The organism is Vibrio sp. QJM3NY_21, assembly GCF_057785975.1.
On the sequence record NZ_CM173513.1, the window covers coordinates 2,732,275 to 2,755,710 of the forward strand.

The following is a 23,436-nucleotide window of genomic DNA, read 5'->3' on the forward strand; positions in this document are numbered from 1 at the left end:
ACCAACAAACAGCAAAGGGTTGATGTGCAAACATCAGCCCTTTTTAGTACCTGCCTTTCTGTATTCTCAGATAACCCAACGCTCATACCGACAAATACAAAAAAGGCCCCTATACAGGAGCCCTTCAAATCGTATGTTTCAATCAAATAGATTTAGTTCAAGGAAAAGGCGCGGAGTTTTCAGCACCTTTCCCTAAAACAAAAAGGGACTCAATGAGCCCCTTTAAAAGTACTTTTCAAAGTAGTCGTTTGAAATTTTAGGAGAGCACGCGGAGCTTACGGATGTAAGTGAGCATGCTCGACAACGAAGTTCAAATTACTACGAAGAAAAATTAAGCGTAAACCGGTAGACGCTTACAGATCTCTAGTACTTTTGCTTTAGTTGCTTCGATAACAGACTCATCACCCATGTTATCTAGGATGTCACACATCCAACCTGCTAGCTCTTTCGCGTCAGATTCTGAGAAACCACGACGAGTGATAGAAGGAGAACCGATACGGATACCTGAAGTAACGAACGGGCTACGTGGATCGTTTGGTACTGAGTTCTTGTTCACTGTGATGTTAGCTGAACCTAGTGCTGCATCTGCTTCTTTACCTGTGATGTCTTTGTCGATTAGGTCAACTAGGAACAGGTGGTTCTCTGTAGAACCTGAAACGATGTTGTAACCGCGTGCTAGGAATTCAGCAACCATTGCTTTTGCGTTAGCAACTACGCGAGCTTGGTATTCTTTGAACTCTGGCTCTAGAGCTTCTTTGAACGCTACTGCTTTACCAGCGATAACGTGCATTAGAGGGCCACCTTGGCCGCCTGGGAATACTGCTGAGTTCAGCTTCTTGTATAGATCTTCACCTTCGTTAGAAAGGATAAGACCACCACGAGGACCAGCAAGCGTTTTGTGCGTTGTTGTTGTTACAACGTGAGCGTGTGGAACTGGGTTCGGGTAAACGCCTGCAGCGATTAGACCGGCAACGTGAGCCATATCTACGAAGAAGTAAGCACCTACTTTGTCAGCAATTTCACGCATTCGCGCCCAATCACAAACTTGAGAGTAAGCTGAGAAACCACCGATGATCATCTTAGGTTTGTGCTCGATAGCGAGAGCTTCCATCTCTTCGTAATCGATTTGACCTGCTTCATCGATACCGTAAGGGATGATGTTGTAAAGCTTACCAGAGAAGTTTACTGGAGAACCGTGAGTTAGGTGACCACCGTGCGCTAGGCTCATACCTAGAACAGTATCGCCAGCATTCAGTAGTGCCATGTATACAGCGTTGTTTGCTTGAGAACCTGAGTGAGGTTGTACGTTCGCGTATTGAGCGCCAAACAGTTCACATGCACGTTCGATTGCTAGAGTTTCAACTTTATCTACGAACTCACAACCACCGTAGTAACGCTTACCAGGGTAGCCTTCAGCGTATTTGTTTGTAAGTTGAGAACCTTGAGCTTCCATTACACGTGGGCTTGTGTAGTTTTCTGAAGCGATAAGTTCGATGTGCTCTTCCTGACGAAGAGTTTCTTCTTGGATAGCTGCGAATAGGTCCGCATCGTAATCAGCAATGTTCATGTCACGCTTAAGCATCTGTATCTCCTGACTCAGATTGTACTGAAAGTTTCAAAAAAACCACACAACGACCGAAAGCAAACGTTTCCGTCACCGTTTTGATGTGACGCATTCTACATAATTTGATCTAGGTCATAAAGAGCTAATTGCAATTTTATCATGCAGTTTTTTCATAATCACATATAAGATTCATCATGGTTATTAAGCTTATCCAACCAAAGATGACGCTTACTGTCAATTTTACGCTTTACACCCTGTAAAACGCAGATTACATAGGTTTACCTTAATTTTACCCCTCAAGCTACCGAAAGCTAAGGTTTTTCTCTACTATGCACGCCTTTATTGGTTAGGTAATTATTAAAACGATGGAAAAACACTCACGTAAAGAAGATTGGGTAGCTATTCTCACTGGCACGTTTTTAGTGGCGTTAGGCGTCTTCTTTTTACAGTCAGCGAACCTGCTTACCGGTGGTACTACTGGCTTGGCTCTGCTTTTGAGTCAATTCTTACCTGTAACCTTCGGTATTTTGTACTTTGTGGCCAACTGTCCATTCTATTTATTAGCGTGGAAACGATTTGGCCGTAGCTTTGCCATTAGCAGTGCAATTGCTGGTGCGTTAGTTTCTGTGTTTGCCGATCATTTATACCTAGTTATCTCACTAGAAGTTCATAACGAGATCTACTGTGCTGTTGCCGGTGGCTTATTAATGGGCTTAGGTATGTTAATCCTATTCCGTCATCGCTCCAGCTTGGGTGGCTTCAACGTATTATGTTTGTTCATCCAAGACCGCTACGGCATCTCTGTAGGTAAAACTCAGATGGGCATTGATGCCTGTATTCTGTTTGCTTCTTGCTTCTTCGTATCGCCTTGGGTAATTGCCGTTTCGGTATTGGGCACCGCAGTATTGAACATCGTATTGGCAATGAACCACAAGCCTACTCGTTATTCGGTCAACTACGCGTCTTAATTCCAGTTATCCAATCAATGAATTACTAGCTGTTTTTCATAACAAAAACAGCTAGTATTTAGCTTTTATAAGCTACCCTCTCTTTTCTTATGCAAGATTACCTCTCTAACGCCAAAGACACTCAAACCTCGATCTCTATTGAAGGTTTAGAATTCAACCCAGTCACACGTGTCTTGAGTAGCAACGAGCAGGTCATCGATTTAGAACCTCGTTCTATTGAATTACTCGAACTGTTTCTTACTAGCGTGGGTGAGCCTATCGCAGCTGAGCAGATCATCGAATCAGTTTGGCAAAGTAACTTCATTTCAAAGAATGTTCTCACTAATAGAATCAGTACATTGCGTTCTGTATTGCAAAAGCACCTACCAGAAAGCGATGCTACTAAGATCTTGGTGACCTATCCACGCAAAGGATACTTTCTCAATCCGAGCTCAGTGAGTCTGGCCAATACAGCAGTCGAAATTACAGAAGTAACCGAGCCACCTCAGGCCAGCCAAAAGACGTCACCGCTTAACCTCTTATTACTGTCATTCTCTGTTGTGTTGCTGATAAGCACCGCGACTCTAGGTTATATGTTTTGGCACTCGTCAAACCAAGCCTCCGAGCTAGAACGCACACAGAGGCTGATTCCTAAGGTCGAACTATTACTGAACCGCATCGATGCCATTGGTGATAATGCGAGAACGCGCCGAAAATCCGTTAAAGCGCTACTGCTCCAACAGCAAATTGAATACGCTTATACCGATTTAGCCAACCAAGATGCGCCGAGTTACTTCGTTGACCCAATAGACAGTACTCCTTTCTTTCCGGGCGCAAAAAACATGCGTACCAGTGACTACCTGCTCAATATTCAATTAAAGGATCAGGAGGTCGATACACGCCTTGCAGCTAAAGTCAGCCTTATTTATCCAAGCTCGGGCAAGCTTGCCTTTCGTGGGGTCTACTCAATAGAGTTAGATAACCTCAATGAAGACTTGATGGAGATAAATAGAGAGCTGGCAAACTACTTTGCTCTACCTGCTCCGCTATCACCAGAATGGTCTGTCAGCGATAAAGAACTAAACCATTTGCTTAATGAACAAACGCTAAAGCTGGATAGCGTGCCAATCAACGTGATGACTGCAACATTGATTGCACGACAAATGGCGCTCTTTGAGACTGACCACCAGCGACTGATCAGTTTCACTAGCCTTGTGCAAACACGCTTTAAGTTGATTCCCGATGAGCTCAAACTCTGGCTTGGGATTATCCACTTCAAGTTAAGAGACCTGCAAACTGCCAAAGAGTTTCTGACCAATACGGCGGGTAACTCGACCATCGAGAACGCACTGGTCTATATGATGATTTCCCATATTGCCTACAAGCAAGGGGATATGGATAAGTTTCGCCTCAACTACATGGAATCCTTGGTCGCGTTACTGCGAGTGGTTCCTTCAGAAGAGTTGTTTGCCCGCTTATCCAAACCTGAGTCGAAATCGACCTGTCTCCAGCCTTGGAAAAATCTAAAATTGAGCATCAAAGAGCCACTGATCATCAAGCAATGGGAAAACCTAATGCTTAACTACTGCACGAATGTCGGCCATCAATTTTCCGAATGAATAAATATAAAGCACTTAAAAACAATAATTTAAACATAAATTAAGATCTTATGTATCTTCGTTTTTTGCCCTATTAACCCTCTCAACAATAGCATTCCTAAAAACAACAGGCCGCTCTAGGCCAACTATATTAGGAATGCTCAACATGAATAAATCTATGACGCTGCTTGCGACTTCTCTCTTTGCTTTATATGGCTGTGGAGGTGGCTCTTCTTCATCAGGCTCAACTGGTACAACTCAGTTCGATTACCCGATCAACAACTCTCAGTTTGCACCGAAGAACATCACACTATTATCGTACCTAGTATCAGAAGATGGTGAAGAGAACACAGTGTTGGATCTTGCATACCGAGACATCAGTTCTGAACTGATGTTGGCCAATATTCAGTTGGAATTGGATAAGCTAGCTATCTCTAACACTACTAAAGGTGTTGCTGAACTAGAGAAGCTAAAGGCAACGGTAGAGAGCATGGTAAACAGCGGTATCAACGACTTCTATGCTGCAGATGTGACGGTGCAAAGTGAGACAGACAGTGAGCTGTTTTACAAAGGCAGTGATGGCTTTGTTAACTCAGTTGATGCCAATATAGAATTGAGCAACGGTGAGACTGTCGACTTTTTAGTGACCAACCCAGTATTCAAATCCTCAGGCAGTACAGTAAAAGAAAAAAGCCCAAATATTAGCCACAGCAGTAGTTCAGTCGGGCTTTCGTTTGAGGTTACTACTGGCCAACTAGAAGCCTTGCTTGATGATTTTTATGAAGGTGATATTGATGATTTAGGACCGTCAGACACACAATGTGAATTCCATTGGCAGCAACAAGTTTCTGAAAATGGTCAGCGCTCAACGGTAACGGTTAAAGGTAAGAAAATTGAAACGGCGTACCTGAAAGTTGAAAACACTTACAACGTTGTTTGTGATGGGTATGATTCAGCTGAATTTCAAAGCAATACCGAGACATGGTTTAACCCAAACTTTGGCGTTGTGAAAATGATGGACTGGGATGAAAAGAATGGCACGCAACTGAGCGAAACAGTGTGGGTTCTCGATTCATTTACGGTCAATAAAGGCTAAGCAATCGAATAAGACTTCAATGTTAAATTAGAAGAAAGCTTTGAGCCTAACATCTAGAGTTCAGGCTCAAAGCTTATACTCGCATAGGGGTACGAGTATTATTGCTCTATCAAGAAAATTCTTGTTTCATATGGTCGTAAGGTCATCGTATATTCAGAAACTGGCGACTGATCATCAGGGTAATTCCCCAATAGCAATTGCGCTTTATCCAGCTCAAGTTCATTAGGTAACTCAACCTGACACGCTTCACCATAGTAGTTATTAATACAAACCAAAGTCTGGCTTTTACTCTCACGAGAGTACGCAAATACCGACGGGTGCTCAGGCAATAAATCTTGATAGCTGCCATAAGTAATCACGGGCACTTCTTTACGTAACTCAATCAAACTCTTATAGAAATAGAATACCGAGTCTTTATCTTCAAGCGCTTGCTCAGCGTTGATCTCAGTGTAGTTATTCGCAACATCTAACCATGGCTGTGATAGCGAAAAGCCAGCGTACGTTTCACTGTTCCATTGCATTGGTGTACGAGAATTATCACGTGATTTCTGAGCTAAAATAGCCATCATATCTTGATGAGCCACACCATCACGGTTCACCATGATGTCGTACATATTGGTACTCTCTACATCACGATACTGGCTGATCTCGGTGTAACCCGGGTTGGTCATACCAATCTCTTCACCTTGATAGATATAAGGTGTGCCTTGCATCATGTGGACTGACGCAGCAAGCATCTTGGCTGATTCAACGCGATATTGCTGGTCGTTACCCAAGCGGCTCACGACTCTTGGTTGGTCGTGGTTACACCAGAATAGTGCGCCCCAACCTTTGCCGTTCAAACCGGTTTGCCAGTGATTGAAGATCGACTTGAGCTGTAAGAAATCAAACGGCGCATTGGTCCACTTCTCACCATTGGTGTAATCGACCTTGAGGTGGTGGAAGTTAAACACCATCGATAGCTCGCTGTTATCAACGTTTGAGTATTTCTGACAATGTTCCAACGTGGTTGAAGACATCTCGCCGACGGTCACGCTGCCGTATTTCTGGAATACCGCTTCGCTGATCTCTTTCAGGTATTCGTGCACACGTGGACCATCGGTATAGAAACGACGACCATCACCGATATCATCGTTAGGGAAATCTTGTTGCTTCGAAATTAGGTTGATCACATCCAAGCGGAAACCGTCAACGCCCTTCTCAGCCCAGAAGCTGATAACGTCTTTCACTTCTTCGCGTACAACCGGGTTCTCCCAGTTGAGGTCAGCCTGTTCTTTGGCGAATAAGTGTAGGAAGTATTGCCCTGTCGCCTCATCGAGTTCCCACGCATTACCACCGAACTTAGACTGCCAGTTAGTTGGTGCTTGGCCATCTACGGGATCTTTCCAGATATAGTAATCGCGATACGGGCTGTTTTTATCGCCCAAAGCAGATTGAAACCATGCATGCTCTGTCGAGGTATGGTTTACCACGATATCCATCACGATGCGGATACCACGTTGATGCGCTTCAGACAGCAGTAGGTCGAAGTCTTCCATGGTGCCGAATTGGGGGTTAATCTCATAATAGTCTGAGATATCGTAACCATTATCGATCATGGGTGACGCGTAAACTGGGGTTAGCCAAATCGCATCCACGCTCAAATGTTTGAGGTAATCCAGTTTCGAAATGATCCCTTTGATATCGCCAGTACCTTTATTGCCGCTGTCACAAAAGCTCTTTGGGTAGATTTGATAGATGGTTGCGGTTTTCCACCAACTTTCATCATGCTCAGTCATCGCCATCTCTAACACTCACTTACCAGAAAATATAAATAAAAAATCACCATGCTTACATGGTCAAATAGGAATCATTCCTAAGAGAAAAAGCGATGACTCACTTGAAGTCATCGCTTGCTAAATCCATTACGCGTTGGCGGTTTCTAGTTCGCCTTTCATCTGTGCTCGCTTATAGAAGAACAATGTCAGCGTTATCGGCAGTACAACCGCCACCAGCATCGCGACTAAGTAAATCGACCAATATTGAGGTTGAATCGATAAGATACCCGGCAAGCCACCAACACCGATACCATTCGCCATCACACCTGCACTACCACAGATTGCAGCCGCTGCGGCACTGCCGATCATTGCGCTCAACATAGGGAATTTGTATTTAAGGTTGATGCCGTACATCGCAGGTTCCGTTACACCTAGGTAAGCAGAGATTGCTGCTGGTACCGAGATGTCTCGTTCACCTTCACGTTTACTCAAAATAATGATGCCGACAACCGCTGAAGCTTGTGCAATGTTTGATAGTGCAATCAAAGGCCAGATTGGTGTGCCACCTAAGTCTTGCATTAGTTGTAAGTCCACAGCGTTGGTTGTGTGGTGAATACCCGTAATAACCAAAGGTGCGTATAGGAAGCCAAATACCACTGAACCAAGAATCGCGAAGTCACCAGTCATTGCCACTTTGGCAGCGAAAGCCACACCATCACCCAACATACGACCAAATGGGCCAATAAAGGCGTGAGCTAGAATCACAGATAAGATGATCGAGACAAATGGCACAACAACTAGATACAGATAAGAAGGTACAATGCGCTTAAGGTTGGTCTCGATGAAGGCCAGAGCCACACCCGCTAACATCGCAGGGATCACCTGAGCTTGATAGCCGACTTTCTCAATCACGAACAAACCAAAGTCCCATACTTCAGGCACCGATTTACCTATCATGTAAGCGTTCATCAACTGTGGAGAAACCAAGGTCACACCGAGTGTGATACCCAGAATTGGCGTTCCGCCGAGTTTCTTAACCGTCGCCCAACACACACCAACCGGTAGGAAGAAGAAAATCGCTTCGCCAATCAACCATAAGAAAGAATGAACGGTTGCCCAAAACTGGCTGATCTCAACCAAGGTTTTGCCGTCGAACATGCGAATGTCGCCAATCACATTACGGAAACCAAGAATCAAACCACCAGTAATAATGGCAGGCAGCAGTGGTACGAAAATTTCGGCTAAATGGGAGATACCACGCTCAAGGAAGTTCATATTTTGACGAGCAGCCAACTTCGCCTCATCTTTTGATGATGCATCTTTACCAGTTTGCTCAATCAAAAGTGCGTACACCTCATCAACTTCGGTGCCAATCACGACTTGGAATTGACCTGCGTTAGTAAAGCAGCCTTTTACCAGTTTAAGCTTCTCTAACTCTGCTTTGTTCGCTTGTTCCGTATCGTTCAATACAAAACGCAGCCGAGTTAGACAATGGCTGACACTCGCAATATTCTCTTTGCCACCGACTAACTCGATAAGACGCGCAACGTCTTGCTTCGCTATCTTACTCATACTACCCCACCCTGGTTTCATTCAATTGCTCTTCTAAACCATGCAGCTATAACCACTTCGATTTAGATTAATGGGAACATTCCCAATTACGGTTATTATAATGCCCACATGAATGATAAATTAAAATGGGAACAGTCCCATTAATTGAAAGAGATCACACTCTAATTTTAATCTAAGCGGTTCAATTTCGCTTGATTGAGTGGATTATAAAATCGGAGATTGAGTGTGATGAGAGATCTCTGAATTGCCTAAGAGCTGAGAGATCAATAGATTAGCGGCCAATTTACCTGCAGATTGATACCCAGGATCAATGCTAAATACTCGAGGGAACAAGAAAGAGAGAAGATCATTGCCACCGACACCAGTCACCACCACATCTTCACGTTGTAACTCTTGCAAACGCTTGATTACGCCAAGAGCCAATGTATCACTCGCACAGACAATCGCTTGAGTCGTAGGAACAAGCACCTCATCCACCAACTGATAAGCGCTTTCATGATGAAGTTGACCAGTACGATAGTTCGCAATTGAACCTGTATTTTCACACCACTCGAGATAAGCCTTAAGACGCAGTTCACCGGTTGATTTGTCACTAGGATCAACGCCAATGAAGCCAACATCAGAGATCCCCTGCTCCGATAGATGCGTTAACGCACTATTGATCACTTGTTGATTATCATAGTTAATCGACGTCACGTTCTCGGTATCCAGAGCAATCACTACCGCTTTGTGTTCCCAAGCTTCAATCGCAGGAATGTCACAATCCGTAAAACCAAACACAATGATACCGTCTACATTGCGACGCTTGAGAACCTGCAGATGCTCATTGGCTTTTTCTCTATCAAGCTGACTTTCCATGATCACCACATCGTAATCCGCTCGATACAATTCGGCCAGCATCGTACTTACCGCTTTGTTTTCAGAAGGAGAGTCCAGACGAGAAATGATTACGCCGATGACTTTTTGACTGCCACCGCGCATAGACTGTGCAGACTTTGAAGGCGAGTACCCAGATTCTTGAATTACTCTTTCCACCCTTTCACGGGTTTCAGGTTTCACTTTTGGATCATTGGTCAGAACGCGAGATACGGTTGACTTACCAACACCGGACAGCTTAGCAATATCGAGAATAGTGAGTTTTTTGCTCATAAAAAGTCTAACGTTAAAGGGAAGAGAGGAAAAAGCGAGGGTATAACCCCTCACTTAACTGTTTGTAAATCCTAGAAGTTAACTATGACTTACTTTCGGCAATTTTTATAGACGACACGACCAAGTTCTAGACGTGCGTTGTCACCTTTAGTGCGTAAAGTGACGCTATTGATCAGTTCAGAGGTTCCATCATCTAAGATGTACTTCGTTCCTGAACCTGCCGCTATTTGAGTTAGGCGATATTCATTCTCTGGCAAACGTAATACCGCTTTTTCATTACCAAGGTAAGCGACCTTAAATGAAGCGTCAGACTCACATTGATAAGTCACGAATTGGTCATCCGAGACTGCACCATCAGGCGCCGCGGATTTAGAACACCCAACTAACGCTACCGTACATAGAGATGCTGCCAACAATGCTTTCATACTGCGTTCCTCATCTTTATATAGTTAACGGCGCTGATATCTTATTTATGGGTTAGTACCCCAGTTGACTGGTTAGAACACACGAAATAAGTAAGCCTGTTAACGATAGGAAAATGTATCAGCCTTTCAGGAAAGCTGGTACATCCTTAATGCTATCCAGCACAACACTGGCAAGTGCTTCACCCTTTTCAGTCACGGGTTTACCGGTTCTCACCAACACTCGGGTACCAACACCTGCAGCTTCTGCTGCCATCATATCTTCAGCTTTATCACCGATCATGACAGAGTTCGCCATATCAATTTTCAGAAAGTCACGCGCTGAAATGAACATACCAGGTTTAGGCTTGCGACATTCACAATCTTGCTTGTAGTCGCCAATGCCGTGTTCAGGGTGATGAGGACAGTAATAGATACCATCTAACTCAACGCCATTATCGACAAAGTTCCAATCCATCCACTGCGTCAAAGAAAGAAAACGATCTTCGCTAAACTTGCCACGAGCAATACCAGATTGGTTGGTCACAAGTACCAATAAATAGCCCATATCTTTAAACGCTTTTGCCGCTTCAAACACACCATCGATGTATTCAAAGTCATGCTCATCATGTACGTAGCCATGATCAACGTTAATCACACCATCACGATCTAAAAAAACAGCAGGTTTAGACAAAATTCAGTTCTCTATTAACTCTCTATTAATCATTAATTATTACACGCTTTATTTGCTTCATCACTATCTATTTAGTTTTGCGTTCGTTAACGATTTGTTTCTACCTTAGCAACACAATCGACGTTTAGCCGTCTAGACGTAAAAATATCTATTGACTTAGATCATAGAACACCATAGCATCGTCTGTAAATCGAGCGAGCTATCGACATATTATTCTGTTCCACCTGCACGGGTTTCTCTATGATTAAAGTGAATCAAGTCAACAAGGTTTTTTATCAAGGCACTAAAGAAATCAATGCCTTAATCGATATCAACCTTCACATACCTCAAGGTCAAATCTTTGGAGTTATCGGCTCTTCAGGTGCAGGCAAAAGTACCCTGATTCGTTGTGTAAATATGTTGGAAGCCCCGACCTCAGGTGAAGTGATTGTTGACGGTATTGACCTGACAAAACTCAGCAAATCAGAACTCAGCGAAGCTCGCCGTAACATCGGCATGATCTTCCAGCACTTCAATCTGCTGTCTTCTCGTACTGTATTTAACAACGTAGCACTGCCTTTAGAGCTTGCTGGTAAAGATAAAGCTGCGATTGAAGCGAAAGTGAGTGAACTACTTGAGCTTGTTGGTCTATCAGATAAGCGTGATACCTACCCTGCGAACTTAAGTGGCGGTCAAAAGCAGCGTGTCGCGATTGCTCGTGCGCTAGCGTCAGACCCAAAAGTACTGCTATGTGATGAAGCGACCAGTGCGCTGGATCCAGCAACGACTCAATCTATTCTTGAGCTGCTACGTGAAATCAACCGTAAGTTGAGTATCACTATCCTACTGATTACTCATGAAATGGATGTGGTTAAAAGCATCTGTCACGAAGTCGCAATCATCGGCGGCGGTGAGTTAGTAGAGAAAGGCACCGTAGGTGAAATATTCGCACACCCTAAAACAGAACTGGCACATCAGTTCATTCGTTCAACGCTCGATCTAACGATTCCTGAAGATTACCAAGCACGTTTGCAAGAGACTCGCGTAAACAGCAGCTATCCACTGGTACGCCTTGAGTTTACAGGCGCAACGGTCGATGCTCCGTTGATGACGCAAATCGCACGCAAATTCAACATCGACGTCAGCATCTTAAGCTCTGACCTTGATTACGCCGGCGGCGTGAAGTTCGGCATGATGGTTGCTGAATTGTTCGGCAATGAAGCAGATGATAATGCTGCTATCCAATTCCTACGCGACAACAATGTAAAAGTAGAGGTGCTTGGTTATGTCCTTTAGTTTCAACGAGATTGCTGACTGGATCAGCCTTAACGGTAACCTTCTATTAGGCGCAACAGGCGAGACTCTTTACATGGTTGCTGTTGCAGGCATCGTTGGTTTCGCTGTCGGTATCCCATTAGGCGTGATTCTACATACGACTAAAAAAGGTGGCCTATTAGAGAACACCAAGCTAAACAAAATTCTTGGTGCGGTTGTCAACGTAGGCCGTTCAGTGCCCTTCTTAGTACTGATGGTTGCGATCATCCCACTGACTAAGATGTTGATTGGTACCTTCATCGGTACAACAGCAGCGATTGTTCCATTGACGATTGGCGCTATCCCATTCGTGGCTCGACTTATCGAAAGTGCACTACTAGAAGTACCAACAGGTCTAGTGGAAGCAGCTCAATCAATGGGCGCAACACCAACACAAATCATCAATAAGGTTCTGCTTCCTGAAGCGCTACCGACTATCATCAACTCAGTAACGATTACATTAGTAACGCTTGTGAGCTACTCAGCAATGGCAGGAACTGTTGGTGGTGGTGGCCTAGGTGATGTCGCGATTCGTTACGGATTCCACCGTTATGATGTGACCATCATGGCTGTGACGGTAGTGATGTTGATTGTACTGGTACAAATTATTCAATCAATCGGTGATTCATTAGTTCGCCGCGTTGACCACAGATAAAAACTGACAGCGTTATGCATTAATACCAAGCTATTGATCAATAACGAGTTATTAAAAGACGTAACGTCATCTGAACCAAATTAAATAGAGTTATTAAAAGGAGATTATTATGAAATTTAACCTTAAAGGTTTACTTACTATCGCAGCAGCGGCATCAGCGCTAGTACTAGCAGGTTGTGGTGACAAAGAAGTCGACACTTCTAAAGTAAAAGTTGGCGTAATGGCAGGTGCTGAAGCACAAGTTGCTGAAGTTGCAGCTAAAGTAGCAAAAGAGCAGTACGGCCTAGATGTTGAACTAGTAACTTTCACAGATTACGTAACACCAAACGCAGCACTGGATGACGGCTCTATCGACATCAACGCATTCCAACACGCACCGTACCTAGATCAGCAAGTGGCTGACCGTGGTTACAAGCTAACTATTGCTGGTAACACGTTTGTTTACCCAATTGCGGGTTACTCTAAAGAAGTTAAATCGGTAGACGAAATCCAAGACGGTGCTCGTATTGCTGTACCAAACGATCCAACTAACCTAGGTCGTTCTCTACTGCTTCTTGAGCAACAAGGTCTACTTGAACTTCGTGAAGGCGCAGGTCTTCTAGCAACCGTTCGTGACATTGTGGGTAACCCTAAGAACCTAACGATTGTTGAACTAGACGCAGCTCAACTGCCACGTTCTCTTGATGATGTTGCACTGTCTATCATCAACACAACTTACGCGAGCTCTATCAACCTGACTCCGCAAAAAGACGGCATCTTCGTTGAAGACAAAGACTCTCCATATGTAAACCTAATCGTTTCTCGTGAAGAAAATCTAAACGCTGAAAATGTACAGAACTTCGTAAAAGCTTACCAAACTGAAGAAGTGTACAACGCAGCTTCTGATATCTTCCAAGGTGGCGTAGTTAAAGGTTGGTAATCAACTAAACGACAGCAACCTATAGATACCCGAAGGGGCTGACATAACGTCAGCCCCTTTTTTAATGGTTATGATTTACAAGAAAGTTCGACTTACCACCAAGCTTCCACTTGCATACCAACGCTCATTTCACTGTTTTTACCTTCACCGAAGGCATTGTCATTTTCAGCATCGTTTAGGTAAGTCGCAAAGATACGGAATTCAGGACGAGACCAGAAACCCACTTGTGGAACCCAGGCCTGAGCGATTGTAAATTTACCACCCGCCCCATCTTTGTTATCGATAGTTTCAACAAAGCCACCAATTTCAAGAATGGTACGCATACGCTTGTCCCACTTGTAAAGCGGGCGAATTACCGCACTGAAAGAATCATCATCGCTATTATTGGCGCCAACACCAGTTGATGCTGCATAACGAACAGTGTGGCCAAACTCGATGTTCTCGCCAATCGCAAGCACGCCCCAGTTAATCAATCGGAAGCCCTCGGCGTCATTATTGTTTGCATCACGTACGATGCCCTTACCGGTACCAAAGGTTGTCATCTGCTCTGCATAACCAGAGTTAGCAACCTGTAGAATCGTTTTATTGAAGCCACCAGAAAGGTTTTGATTCAAGCTTGCCGTTAGCATTACGCTGTCATCCGCGTCGATCGTTTGACCTTGTTTTTCATTGGCGAAGTTCATATCAATACCGACCTCAAGATCCGCATTTTTCCACAGTGGAATCCCGGCATAGCGCACGTCTGCAATCATGGCTGTGGTTTCTTTGCCATCAAATACATCACCAGTAACGGTGTCTTGAATCAAAGCGACCGATAATTTACCTGGTCCCATATTGATGTGCTCTACGCCAGCACCAATACCGCTTACATCCCAGTAGTAGTTATCAACGATGTGCACATCATGACGTTGGTAGTAACGTTCACCTGCCCAAATTCCAATGTCCTTATCTTCAAATAGCCCGACCGCCTGAACATTCAATTGCACCACATCAACGCTTTTATCCGCCGCGTTTTCATCTTGGCCTTGCCAGTACGACAACATGGAATCAACTAAAAATGAAACGTCGTCCTCTGCATACACCTCTTTCTTAAAACCAAACTCACCATACAGGTCATTTTCGTTGCCGAGTCGGCCAACTTTACTCACTTCCCACTTGCTGTTTGAGCCGCCTTCATTACTCAGGCCAACGCCTCCGCGCATGTAACCATTGAACTCCAATGGCGTGGTTTCATCAGCGTATAAATTAGGGGCAAGTAAAGCAGTAGAGAGTGCAGCAGCAATAGGTAACAGTTTCATCGTCCATTCCTTTCAGATCTAGAATCAGGTTGTTTTTATGAATGGGAACATTCCCATGGGATCGATCCCATTTATATTGAGAAGAATATAAATTGAAAGAGAACTGATTGATTATTGTGATCAGGCTAACTATTGAGGTAACTAAAAGTTGATGGGTGTTGGATTATTTCTATGAATACGTTGGAGCTACAGAAAGAGGGAAATATCACGTTCTGTACCTACTTGGGGGAACAGTAGTTAACAATTAGGGGGAATAAAGATTGGGAAAAGATAGCTTGTGAGTCGCGAAATCGAGTAAGAAAACAAGATGGTAAACGATTAATATAAAAGGGAAAATCGATATCGGAGCACTTAAGCAATACTCCGACACCTAAAATATGACGTTTAAATAACCGCCAAAGGGTTACTTCAGGTGATCCCAAGAGATGTTTGACACCAATCGGCAGTCATCACACTTGAAATAAAAAATATCGTGAATAGGCGCATCAAGCAGCCATTCACCACCACATTGCGGGCATTTACGCTCTTTTTCAGCTTTCAGGCTAATCCCACCGACACGATATAAGTAGTAATAAGTTGGAATCTTAGTCAAAAATTCAATGCGCCCTCTCAAGCCCCAACCGCGTTTAAATAATACGCTTTTGGTATCACTGATCTCGGTTAAGGTTGCATGTTCAGCTCGACAACCACCGCCCATTTGTACTTCATCACAGGCTTGCCATTCTGTCTGCCATTTCAACACGGCTTTATGGTCACCATTGAAGGTTGGCGGGTTGCGGTACAAAGGGATCGGCAACAAGCTATCGCCACTACGCAGCGGCGAACAGGTATGCACGAATGTCGTGTATAGCACCTGCCAACTTGGCGTTTCATCTTCTGCCACTTCTTCTGAGTTCAGATCTCGACCAAGCAGACGCATCTTAGGCGCTAATAAACTCGCAGCTGATAAGCGTTCAAAACAGACCTTTACGAAATCTGAATGATTACGTGGGTGTAAGCTGTCTTGCTCAGGGCACACAACGCGAACATAGAATTCGCCGTCGCCCATCACGATTGGAAACTCACGACCTAACACTTGTCCGTTGTAACGAAGTGCATCCATTAAGCCATTAACTGCCTTATCGACAGCGCTGACCGTTGTGTTATCAAAACACTCAAATTGAAGTTCTAGTACGTACATCTATTTATACCGCTGGTTGTAGCTTTTCTAAAAATTCTGCCAATGTCTCGGCTAGTACATCACGATTTTTGGTGCCTAAGCGCTCTAGGATCACGTTACCCGTCAGATTACAGATAGAGATAACATCAAGCTCTGCATCGGTCGCGGCAATGAAAACCGTTGGTTTTAGCTTTAAACGACGCTGAGTGACTAGGTGACCTAAAATATTTTCTTGCAGGCATTCGAAGTCTTCATCACTCCAAATCTGTAACAGAGTCAATTCGTTACCATCGAAGGTCGCGTTCATATCTGCGCTGAATTGTGCACCGTAGAAAGTCTTAATGTCTTCATGCAGAGTCAACTCAATACCGGTTTCAACGTTGGTGAAATCCGCAAATTGCTCACGTGGATAGTGCTTCCACAACACGGCATCGCCACTCTTTTCTTCTACGCATGGCGATACGATGTCCACCAATTCCTCATTACGAGGTAAGCTTTGATGTTGCTGCTGCCACGCGTCAATGTATCGCTGACTAAAAGAAAGTAGTGCGTCTTGAGCACGTTGAGTCATGAAAATCTCCTAAACACAAAATAATAAATAGAATCCGAGCCCTTTCAGCACCGATTAAGCGATGACTTAATGACAGGGTAATGGGGATTCAGTAAAATCGACCCCATTCTAATCGAATTTGAAACGAAAGTATGAGCAAATATTCTGACGCAAAAGAGCTAGCGGGTTTAACCCTTGGCCAAAAAACTGAGTACTCTAACCAATACGATGCAAGTTTATTGCAGCCAGTACCTCGTAGCCTTAATCGCGATGATCTTGCGCTAAACGGCGAGCTGCCTTTTGTTGGTCATGATATTTGGACGATGTACGAGCTTTCGTGGCTAAACACCAACGGCCTACCACAAGTAGCGGTGGGCGAAGTTTTCATCCCAGCCACCAGCCAAAATTTAATTGAATCAAAATCTTTCAAGCTGTACCTAAACAGCTATAACCAGACTCAATTTGAAAACTGGGCTCAAGTCACTGAGCGTCTTACTCAAGACTTGTCGGCATGCGCTGGCGAAGCCGTGACTGTGAACGTTAACTCGGTAACCGACTACACCAACCAACCTATCGTGACGATGGAGGGTGACTGTATCGACAACCAAGACATCCAAATCACCAGTTATGATTTTGAAGCGTCATTACTTGAAGGTGCTGCTGGCGAGCAAGACATAGAAGAAACACTGCACAGCCACCTATTAAAATCGAACTGTTTGATCACCAACCAACCCGATTGGGGCAGTGTTGAGATCGCATATTCAGGCAAGAAAATTGACCGTGAATCACTGCTACGTTATTTAGTTTCTTTCCGTGAGCACAACGAATTCCACGAACAATGTGTTGAGCGTATCTTCACTGACATCATGAAATACTGTGCACCATCGAAGCTAACCGTGTTCGCACGTTACACGCGTCGTGGAGGTTTAGATATCAACCCATACCGTTCAACAGAGCAAGATAGACCAAGCCACAATAAGCGTATGGCTCGCCAATAATCAGGCGTGAACCACCCACACTTATTTGAACCTACCAAATCTTTAAAGGGACATTGAAATGCGTTGGTTATACGTTGTTAGTCTATTTATTTTAAGCTTAAGCACATCGGTCAATGCGTCGGTTTATTCGTCGGCGCTACTCAACGAGGCTAACAACCTTGTAGAGATTGAGCCGAGCCAAGCAAAACAAATGGCCAACAGTTACCTAACGCTGCGTGTCCTTTCTGATCAACGCGAGAAAAGCCCATCGGCGATTTCTCGCGAAGAGACGGACTCTTCAATTAGAACACCAAACAGCAGTATCGATGCGTATAAGATCTTAGCCAAAGCGGAATACAACCTAGGCAACATTCGTATTGCGATTAAAAACATCGACAAAGCCTCTGAGCTCGCAAAAACCTATAAGCTTAATTACTTAAAGCTGGATCTTCAGATCCTAAAAGTTCGCTTACTTTGGCTGAGTGACAGAAAGTCAGCCACAGCAACAGCAGAGCTGACAAGTATTGAAGCAAACCTAGAATCGGTGAATAAAACCTTACGTTTAACAGAGGGTATTACCTATCGTTTGATCATGCTGAAAGCTGATATCGCCTCTTATGACAATAAGGTCGACGAAGCCGAGAAGTTCTACCAAGAAGCGAAAACCTACCTCGATCAGCGTTACTCAGAAAAAGTTACCATCGACTACCACATCACGGTCGGTGAATTTTATCTGACTCACAAAGAGTACAATCACGCGTTATCTGAGTTACTGTATGGCTATTGGAAATCAGTAGAAGGCAATCTGAGTTCACGCTTAGCTAAGGTAAACCGCCTACTTGCGCAACTTTTCTTTGAGCGCCAAGTGTTAGATAAAGCATTAGAGCACCTCTCTCAAGCCGCTGATTTTTATGATAACTTTGAAAACTCCCCCATATTAGCTCAAGTACTTAAAAAGATGGGTGATGTGTACTTCTATCAAGGAAAATATAACCTTGCCCTAGTGCACTTTTTCAACGTTCTTGATCACGAAAGTACCGACAGAGATATACACCAAGTCATCGATATTCGTCTAAGTCTATCGGCAACTTACTTACGCCTCTATAATTACCCTCTAGCTGAGCAGTACTTAACCCGGGCCCTTGAACTACTAGAGTACACCGACATTCCAAAACTGGAAGGTCGTGCCGCGCTATTATCAGCAGGATTGGCTTACCACCTGCAAGAGAGCGAAGATGTGATCAAGCATGCGACACGTGCACTTGAGATATCGCGTCAAGTAGAAAATATGCGTCTGTCGCAACGCTCATACTATTTACTTTCTTTGGGTTATGAACAGGCAGGTCGTCCACAGCAAGCATTGGCAAATCTCAAGCAATACAACAGCCTTGTCTCTTTAGAGCAGCAAAAACTCAACCGTGTTGGGGAAGACGCATTCCGCCAACAAAAAGAGTTTGCCGAACAAACCCTGCACTATGCAGGCCAAGAACAAGAGCTAGAGAAATACAAACTAGAACATCGTAAGTTCCAAAAGATTTCGTTTGCCCTATTCTTGTTCAGCATTGTCTTATTCTTCTTTGTGCTGCGCCGAGGCTACCTCATTCAAACCTTAGCCAAAGAGGTCGATTCACTACGTACCGACCTCTTTACGCATTCCCGTTCTAAGCTTCCTAATCTAAGAATGCTGAATGCGAAACTCTCAAATTCATTGGAACAAACCAGCCAAACCTTTGAGCAGTGGCAGCTTGGTGAACTGATTCATGAACCGCTCAACGACCGTTTACGCTTCGTGATGATTGACTTACCTTTCCTACGTAATATGTACACGCAGAACGGTTACAAAGCGGGTCTAGAACTCGAAGATGCTTTTGGCGAATTCCTCAAATCTAAGCTTGAAGGCCCAGCTCGTGTCTACCATTTCTCGGATGCGAACCTGCTTTATATCGAGCCCAACGCTGACCGTGATTTATCACCTGAGGCCCTGTTCAGAAAGATTCAATCTTGGGTTAATAACTTCGAACCCGAGCGAAACATCAATCGAACCGTCCGTATGGGCATCGCTGACTACCCGTTCCTACCACGTGCTTACACTGCAATTAACGACCAAGAACTGCTCGATGTGTTATTGATGTCGACCAATCTAGCGCGTGAGATCAGTCTCAAAGAGCGCAGCAGTCAATGGGTATACTTAAAAGCTATCGATAATGCGCCCGCAGCGAGCCTTGCAACTGGTAACATAAGAGAAGCGTGTAAACATGCGATTAATCAAGGGTTAATAAAGATACAATCGTCATACCAGAATGAGGACAACATCAAAAAAATGCTAAAAGATGACTGATTTGCGAGCGGTTAAGAGCGGCAAGCCGTGACCTTATTTTTAGTTTTGTTATTATCGATGCAACGGAATTTCATCAAAATGATCGAGCTCGGTCTACGCGGCGCTAATTAATACATCTATGGGCATTCTTGAAAAAGACATTCAGGCGCAACTCCACCAGCTGAAACTTCAGTTGGAGCAGGTCCGTTTGACGCAAAGAGACACCTCGTTCAAATTTATTAGAGAACAAAAAGTTCTAAAGCGTATCGTCACATCTTTAAGTGACGCATGTGTTGGCAGTAACAGCCATTTAGATGAAAACCTCATTGCCCTTCGGGAAGAGCTAGAAAAGCAAAAAGACATTAGCTCGATGATCCCAAAGCTGGCAGTATTAGAAAGGATGCTTAAGCAGAAAACGTTGGCTATGGATAAACAGAACGGATATCTGGACGATAGCATTAAGCACAGTGGGGAAACGCTGCAACGCATAACAGGCCTTCCAGCGCAGCTTAAACGCGACCTACGAAACTTACTTAGCTTCTCCGAATGCAATGGCAGTCAGAAAGTCGACCATGCCATGAAACTTCTCGGTATTTATGAGCGTGCCATTAAGATTATGGCGAATAACTCACGCACTCATTTTGCCGACGTTACGCATTCTCCGGAACAAGAACTCCTTTCCGACCTATCAAACGAATTACAACATCTGATCACTGAACTCGATTTCGAGGGTGAGTCGGGTGATTTGCTTACCGATATTCGAGCGAAACTGTTACTGGGTGTTTCCACACAAAATCTGCTTGAGCTGACACTTCAGATCCTCAAACTGGTAATTGAAGGCACCAACCTAGAGCGTAAGAAGTCTGAACAATTTATCGATCAGCTAAACTCCTCGCTGGCCTCCAGTATCAAAACGGCAGACCAAAATTCCGATCAGAGCCAAAGTTACTTTGAGCACCGCCAAGGCCTTAACTCTGAGTTAAGTGAACTTGTCATTAAGAGCCAGAACTCTGTAGAGAAAGCGAAGGAAATTGATAGTTTAAAGCGAACGATTAATCCGCTACTCACTGAAATCGCCTCTCTTTCAGAAAGACTGAATCACGCAGAACAGAAAGAACAAGCTCTAATAGAGAGAATGAGTTATGGAAAGACTCAGTTAGATTCACTCTATGAAGTCACCCAAGATTACCGCAAGCGCTTAGAAGATCAGGCTCAGCGTATGCTACTTGACCCGCTCACAAAAGTTTACAATCGCACCGCCTTTACTGATCGCTTAGAGCTTGAGTATCGCCGTTGGATTCGTGCACAACACTCACTGCGCGTAGTGCTGCTCGACATCGACAACTTCAAAGCCATCAACGACAGCTTTGGTTATACCGCGGGTGATAAGGCACTTAAAATCATCGCGAGAACTATTACTAAAGAAGCAGGCACAACCGATACCGTGGCTCGCTTTTCTGGTGAAGAGTTTGTCTTGCTGTTGCCAGAACAAACCGATGAATATTGCCACCAGGTGATTCAAAACATCCAAGCTCAAGTAAGCCGCCTACCCTTTAAGTTCCGTGACCAACAAATCACGATTACCTTGTGTGCGGCAAGTACTCAGTTTAAAGAGTCTGATACGCCTGAAGAAGTATTAGAGAGACTTAATAAGACGCTAAACAAAGCAAAGCAACGCGGTACCAACCAACTTGTTTGGAACTAAGTCAGCCTTAGATTTAATTTATTTCATTTTTTCAAATACTTATCACATACCATTTCCCTCAATGTTTGCTAAGCTAATGATTAACATTCGCTTAACAAGCATTCTTGGCAAGCAATGCTGTATATACGCTCTTAATTTATTTTATATTAGCTCTTAAGCATCTATACATCTGCTATTAAGCACCCATGTATATACCGTTAAGCACCTGCATATAGACTGTTAAGCAAGATTATATAATCCATTAAGCAACGCTGTCGTAACGGTTTCGTCTGGTTAACTCTCTCACCTTTAACCAAACACTTTCAACGTTTGCTTCTCACTCTCGAGCCAGAGGGTCACTTCAACGTCCCCCTGCTCTTTTCAACAAGGAGGCACTATGATCACTCATATCAGCCCTGCCGGTAGCATGGATTTACTCTCTCAACTTGAAGTTGAGCGTCTTAAGAAAACCGCATCTAGTGATCTGTACCAACTGTATCGTAACTGTACGTTAGCGGTACTTAACTCGGGTAGCCACACCGACAACTCCAAAGAGTTGCTCGACAAGTATCAATCGTTTGATGTTGAAGTCGTGCGACGTGAGCGTGGTATCAAGCTCGAACTGAGCAACCCACCAGAGCACGCCTTTGTCGATGGTGAAATCATCAAGGGTATCCAAGAGCACCTATTCTCAGTGCTGCGTGACATTGTCTACGTCAACATGCATCTTGCAGACAACCAAAGACTCAACCTGACTAATGCCACTCATATTACCAACCTCGTATTTGGTATTTTGAGAAATGCAGGCGCACTTACGCCGGGCATCGAACCGAACCTGATCGTGTGTTGGGGTGGTCACTCAATTAATGCCACTGAATACCAATACACTCGCGAAGTAGGTAATGAACTTGGCCTACGTGAACTCAACATCTGTACGGGTTGTGGACCAGGTGCAATGGAAGGGCCAATGAAAGGCGCGGCGATTGGTCACGCTAAGCAGCGCTATACTGATCATCGTTACTTGGGGCTTACTGAACCTTCAATCATTGCTGCTGAGCCGCCAAATCCGATAGTGAACGAATTGGTGATCATGCCAGATATCGAGAAGCGTCTTGAGGCATTCGTTCGTATGGCGCATGGCATCATTATTTTCCCTGGTGGCCCCGGTACGGCTGAAGAGTTGCTGTATATCTTAGGGATCATGATGCACCCAAATAACGTCGACCAACCCATGCCGATTGTATTAACGGGTTCAAAAGAGAGTGAAGCTTACTTCCGCTCTATCGATAAGTTCATCGGTGAAACCCTCGGGGAAGAGGCTCAGAAACACTACGAAATCGTGATTGATGATCCAGCACGCGCAGCGAAAATCATGAAACAAGCGATGCCAGATGTACGCTCTCACCGTAAAGAGACCGGCGATGCTTATAGCTATAACTGGTCACTGCATATTGAGCCTGAGTTCCAACTGCCCTTCGATCCGACACATGAATCTATGGCGGCACTTGATCTTCATATGGACCAGAAAACAGAAAGCCTTGCGGCTAATCTACGTAAAGCGTTTTCTGGCATTGTGGCAGGTAACGTCAAAGCCGAAGGTATTCTAGAGATAGAGAAACACGGCCCATTCCTGATTGATGGCGACAAAGAGCTGATGACCAAAATGGATCAACTGCTGAATGACTTTGTTGAACAACATCGCATGAAACTGCCGGGTGGCACTGACTATGTTCCTTGCTATAAAATTATGCCTAGCAGCGAATAACGACAAGTGACTGATAACAGGCCACAAGCATAAAGCTAAAC

General features: G+C 44.2%; 19 protein-coding genes. 10 read left to right on the top strand and 9 right to left on the bottom strand.

What is annotated here, in order from left to right:
• Positions 1–331: 331 nt before the first annotated feature.
• Complete coding sequence (gene glyA, locus AC3CID_RS12065; RefSeq protein ID WP_102516430.1) at positions 332–1,582, bottom strand: serine hydroxymethyltransferase; 1,251 nt, start codon at positions 1,580–1,582, stop codon at positions 332–334.
• Between the two features lie 347 nt (positions 1,583–1,929).
• Here glyA and AC3CID_RS12070 point away from each other — a divergent pair, with 347 nt between their 5' ends.
• The 3 genes from AC3CID_RS12070 (at position 1,930) to AC3CID_RS12080 (ending at position 5,205) form a co-directional block, all read left to right on the top strand.
• Positions 1,930–2,532 carry a YitT family protein gene (locus tag AC3CID_RS12070; RefSeq protein ID WP_016784986.1) on the top strand — a complete coding sequence of 201 codons (603 nt, stop codon included), beginning with the start codon at positions 1,930–1,932 and terminating at the stop codon, positions 2,530–2,532.
• A gap of 89 nt (positions 2,533–2,621) precedes the next feature.
• Positions 2,622–4,130, top strand: a complete 1,509-nt coding sequence (locus tag AC3CID_RS12075; RefSeq protein ID WP_488526603.1) for a winged helix-turn-helix domain-containing protein — start codon at positions 2,622–2,624, stop codon at positions 4,128–4,130.
• Between the two features lie 145 nt (positions 4,131–4,275).
• Positions 4,276–5,205, top strand: a complete 930-nt coding sequence (locus AC3CID_RS12080; RefSeq protein WP_171312514.1) for a hypothetical protein — start codon at positions 4,276–4,278, stop codon at positions 5,203–5,205.
• 98 nt (positions 5,206–5,303) lie between these two features.
• Here the strand turns inward: AC3CID_RS12080 and treC are convergent, their stop codons facing one another.
• The 5 genes from treC to gmhB form a co-directional block, all read right to left on the bottom strand.
• Positions 5,304–6,989, bottom strand: a complete 1,686-nt coding sequence (gene treC, locus AC3CID_RS12085; protein WP_488526604.1) for an alpha,alpha-phosphotrehalase — start codon at positions 6,987–6,989, stop codon at positions 5,304–5,306.
• Positions 6,990–7,109: 120 nt separating this feature from the next.
• Positions 7,110–8,534 (bottom strand): PTS trehalose transporter subunit IIBC, encoded by a 1,425-nt coding sequence (gene treB / locus AC3CID_RS12090; RefSeq protein WP_016791314.1) that lies wholly within the window; start codon positions 8,532–8,534, stop codon positions 7,110–7,112.
• Between the two features lie 204 nt (positions 8,535–8,738).
• Positions 8,739–9,683, bottom strand: coding sequence for a trehalose operon repressor TreR (gene treR, locus AC3CID_RS12095; protein ID WP_488526605.1), 945 nt, complete (start codon positions 9,681–9,683; stop codon positions 8,739–8,741).
• 89 nt (positions 9,684–9,772) lie between these two features.
• Positions 9,773–10,108, bottom strand: coding sequence for an MliC family protein (locus tag AC3CID_RS12100; RefSeq protein WP_054547584.1), 336 nt, complete (start codon positions 10,106–10,108; stop codon positions 9,773–9,775).
• A gap of 118 nt (positions 10,109–10,226) precedes the next feature.
• A complete protein-coding gene (gene gmhB / locus AC3CID_RS12105; RefSeq protein WP_004734374.1) occupies positions 10,227–10,778 on the bottom strand; it encodes a D-glycero-beta-D-manno-heptose 1,7-bisphosphate 7-phosphatase in 552 nt (183 codons plus the stop codon).
• A gap of 240 nt (positions 10,779–11,018) precedes the next feature.
• On the opposite strand from gmhB, the gene metN reads away from it, so the two are divergent.
• The 3 genes from metN to AC3CID_RS12120 all read left to right on the top strand — a co-directional run bounded on the left by metN (position 11,019) and on the right by AC3CID_RS12120 (position 13,645).
• On the top strand, positions 11,019–12,053 hold the full coding sequence (gene metN, locus AC3CID_RS12110; RefSeq protein ID WP_054547583.1) for a methionine ABC transporter ATP-binding protein MetN: 1,035 nt from the start codon (positions 11,019–11,021) through the stop codon (positions 12,051–12,053).
• Positions 12,043–12,726 carry a methionine ABC transporter permease gene (locus AC3CID_RS12115; RefSeq protein ID WP_004734372.1) on the top strand — a complete coding sequence of 228 codons (684 nt, stop codon included), beginning with the start codon at positions 12,043–12,045 and terminating at the stop codon, positions 12,724–12,726. Before metN ends, AC3CID_RS12115 begins: the two co-directional genes overlap by 11 nt.
• A 109-nt stretch (positions 12,727–12,835) precedes the next feature.
• Positions 12,836–13,645: a MetQ/NlpA family lipoprotein gene (locus AC3CID_RS12120; RefSeq protein WP_488526606.1), complete on the top strand. Its 810-nt coding sequence runs from the start codon at positions 12,836–12,838 to the stop codon at positions 13,643–13,645.
• 92 nt (positions 13,646–13,737) lie between these two features.
• Here AC3CID_RS12120 and AC3CID_RS12125 read toward each other — a convergent pair whose 3' ends face one another.
• The 3 genes from AC3CID_RS12125 to syd all read right to left on the bottom strand — a co-directional run bounded on the left by AC3CID_RS12125 (position 13,738) and on the right by syd (position 16,673).
• Positions 13,738–14,943, bottom strand: a complete 1,206-nt coding sequence (locus AC3CID_RS12125) for a carbohydrate porin (protein WP_061022375.1) — start codon at positions 14,941–14,943, stop codon at positions 13,738–13,740.
• 403 nt (positions 14,944–15,346) lie between these two features.
• Positions 15,347–16,123: a Zn-ribbon-containing protein gene (locus AC3CID_RS12130; protein WP_017089735.1), complete on the bottom strand. Its 777-nt coding sequence runs from the start codon at positions 16,121–16,123 to the stop codon at positions 15,347–15,349.
• A 4-nt stretch (positions 16,124–16,127) separates the two neighbouring features.
• Positions 16,128–16,673 carry a SecY-interacting protein gene (syd, locus tag AC3CID_RS12135; RefSeq protein ID WP_054547577.1) on the bottom strand — a complete coding sequence of 182 codons (546 nt, stop codon included), beginning with the start codon at positions 16,671–16,673 and terminating at the stop codon, positions 16,128–16,130.
• Between the two features lie 131 nt (positions 16,674–16,804).
• Here syd and queF point away from each other — a divergent pair, with 131 nt between their 5' ends.
• The 4 genes from queF (at position 16,805) to ppnN (ending at position 23,395) form a co-directional block, all read left to right on the top strand.
• A complete protein-coding gene (gene queF, locus AC3CID_RS12140; RefSeq protein ID WP_488526607.1) occupies positions 16,805–17,650 on the top strand; it encodes an NADPH-dependent 7-cyano-7-deazaguanine reductase QueF in 846 nt (281 codons plus the stop codon).
• A 58-nt stretch (positions 17,651–17,708) separates the two neighbouring features.
• The gene (locus AC3CID_RS12145) at positions 17,709–19,967 is read left to right on the top strand and encodes a tetratricopeptide repeat protein (RefSeq protein WP_054547576.1); all 2,259 of its coding nucleotides are present in this window, start codon (positions 17,709–17,711) and stop codon (positions 19,965–19,967) included.
• Between the two features lie 118 nt (positions 19,968–20,085).
• On the top strand, positions 20,086–21,651 hold the full coding sequence (locus AC3CID_RS12150; RefSeq protein WP_017091057.1) for a GGDEF domain-containing protein: 1,566 nt from the start codon (positions 20,086–20,088) through the stop codon (positions 21,649–21,651).
• A 376-nt stretch (positions 21,652–22,027) separates the two neighbouring features.
• On the top strand, positions 22,028–23,395 hold the full coding sequence (ppnN, locus tag AC3CID_RS12155) for a nucleotide 5'-monophosphate nucleosidase PpnN (RefSeq protein WP_004734386.1): 1,368 nt from the start codon (positions 22,028–22,030) through the stop codon (positions 23,393–23,395).
• The last annotated feature ends 41 nt before the right edge of the window (positions 23,396–23,436 follow it).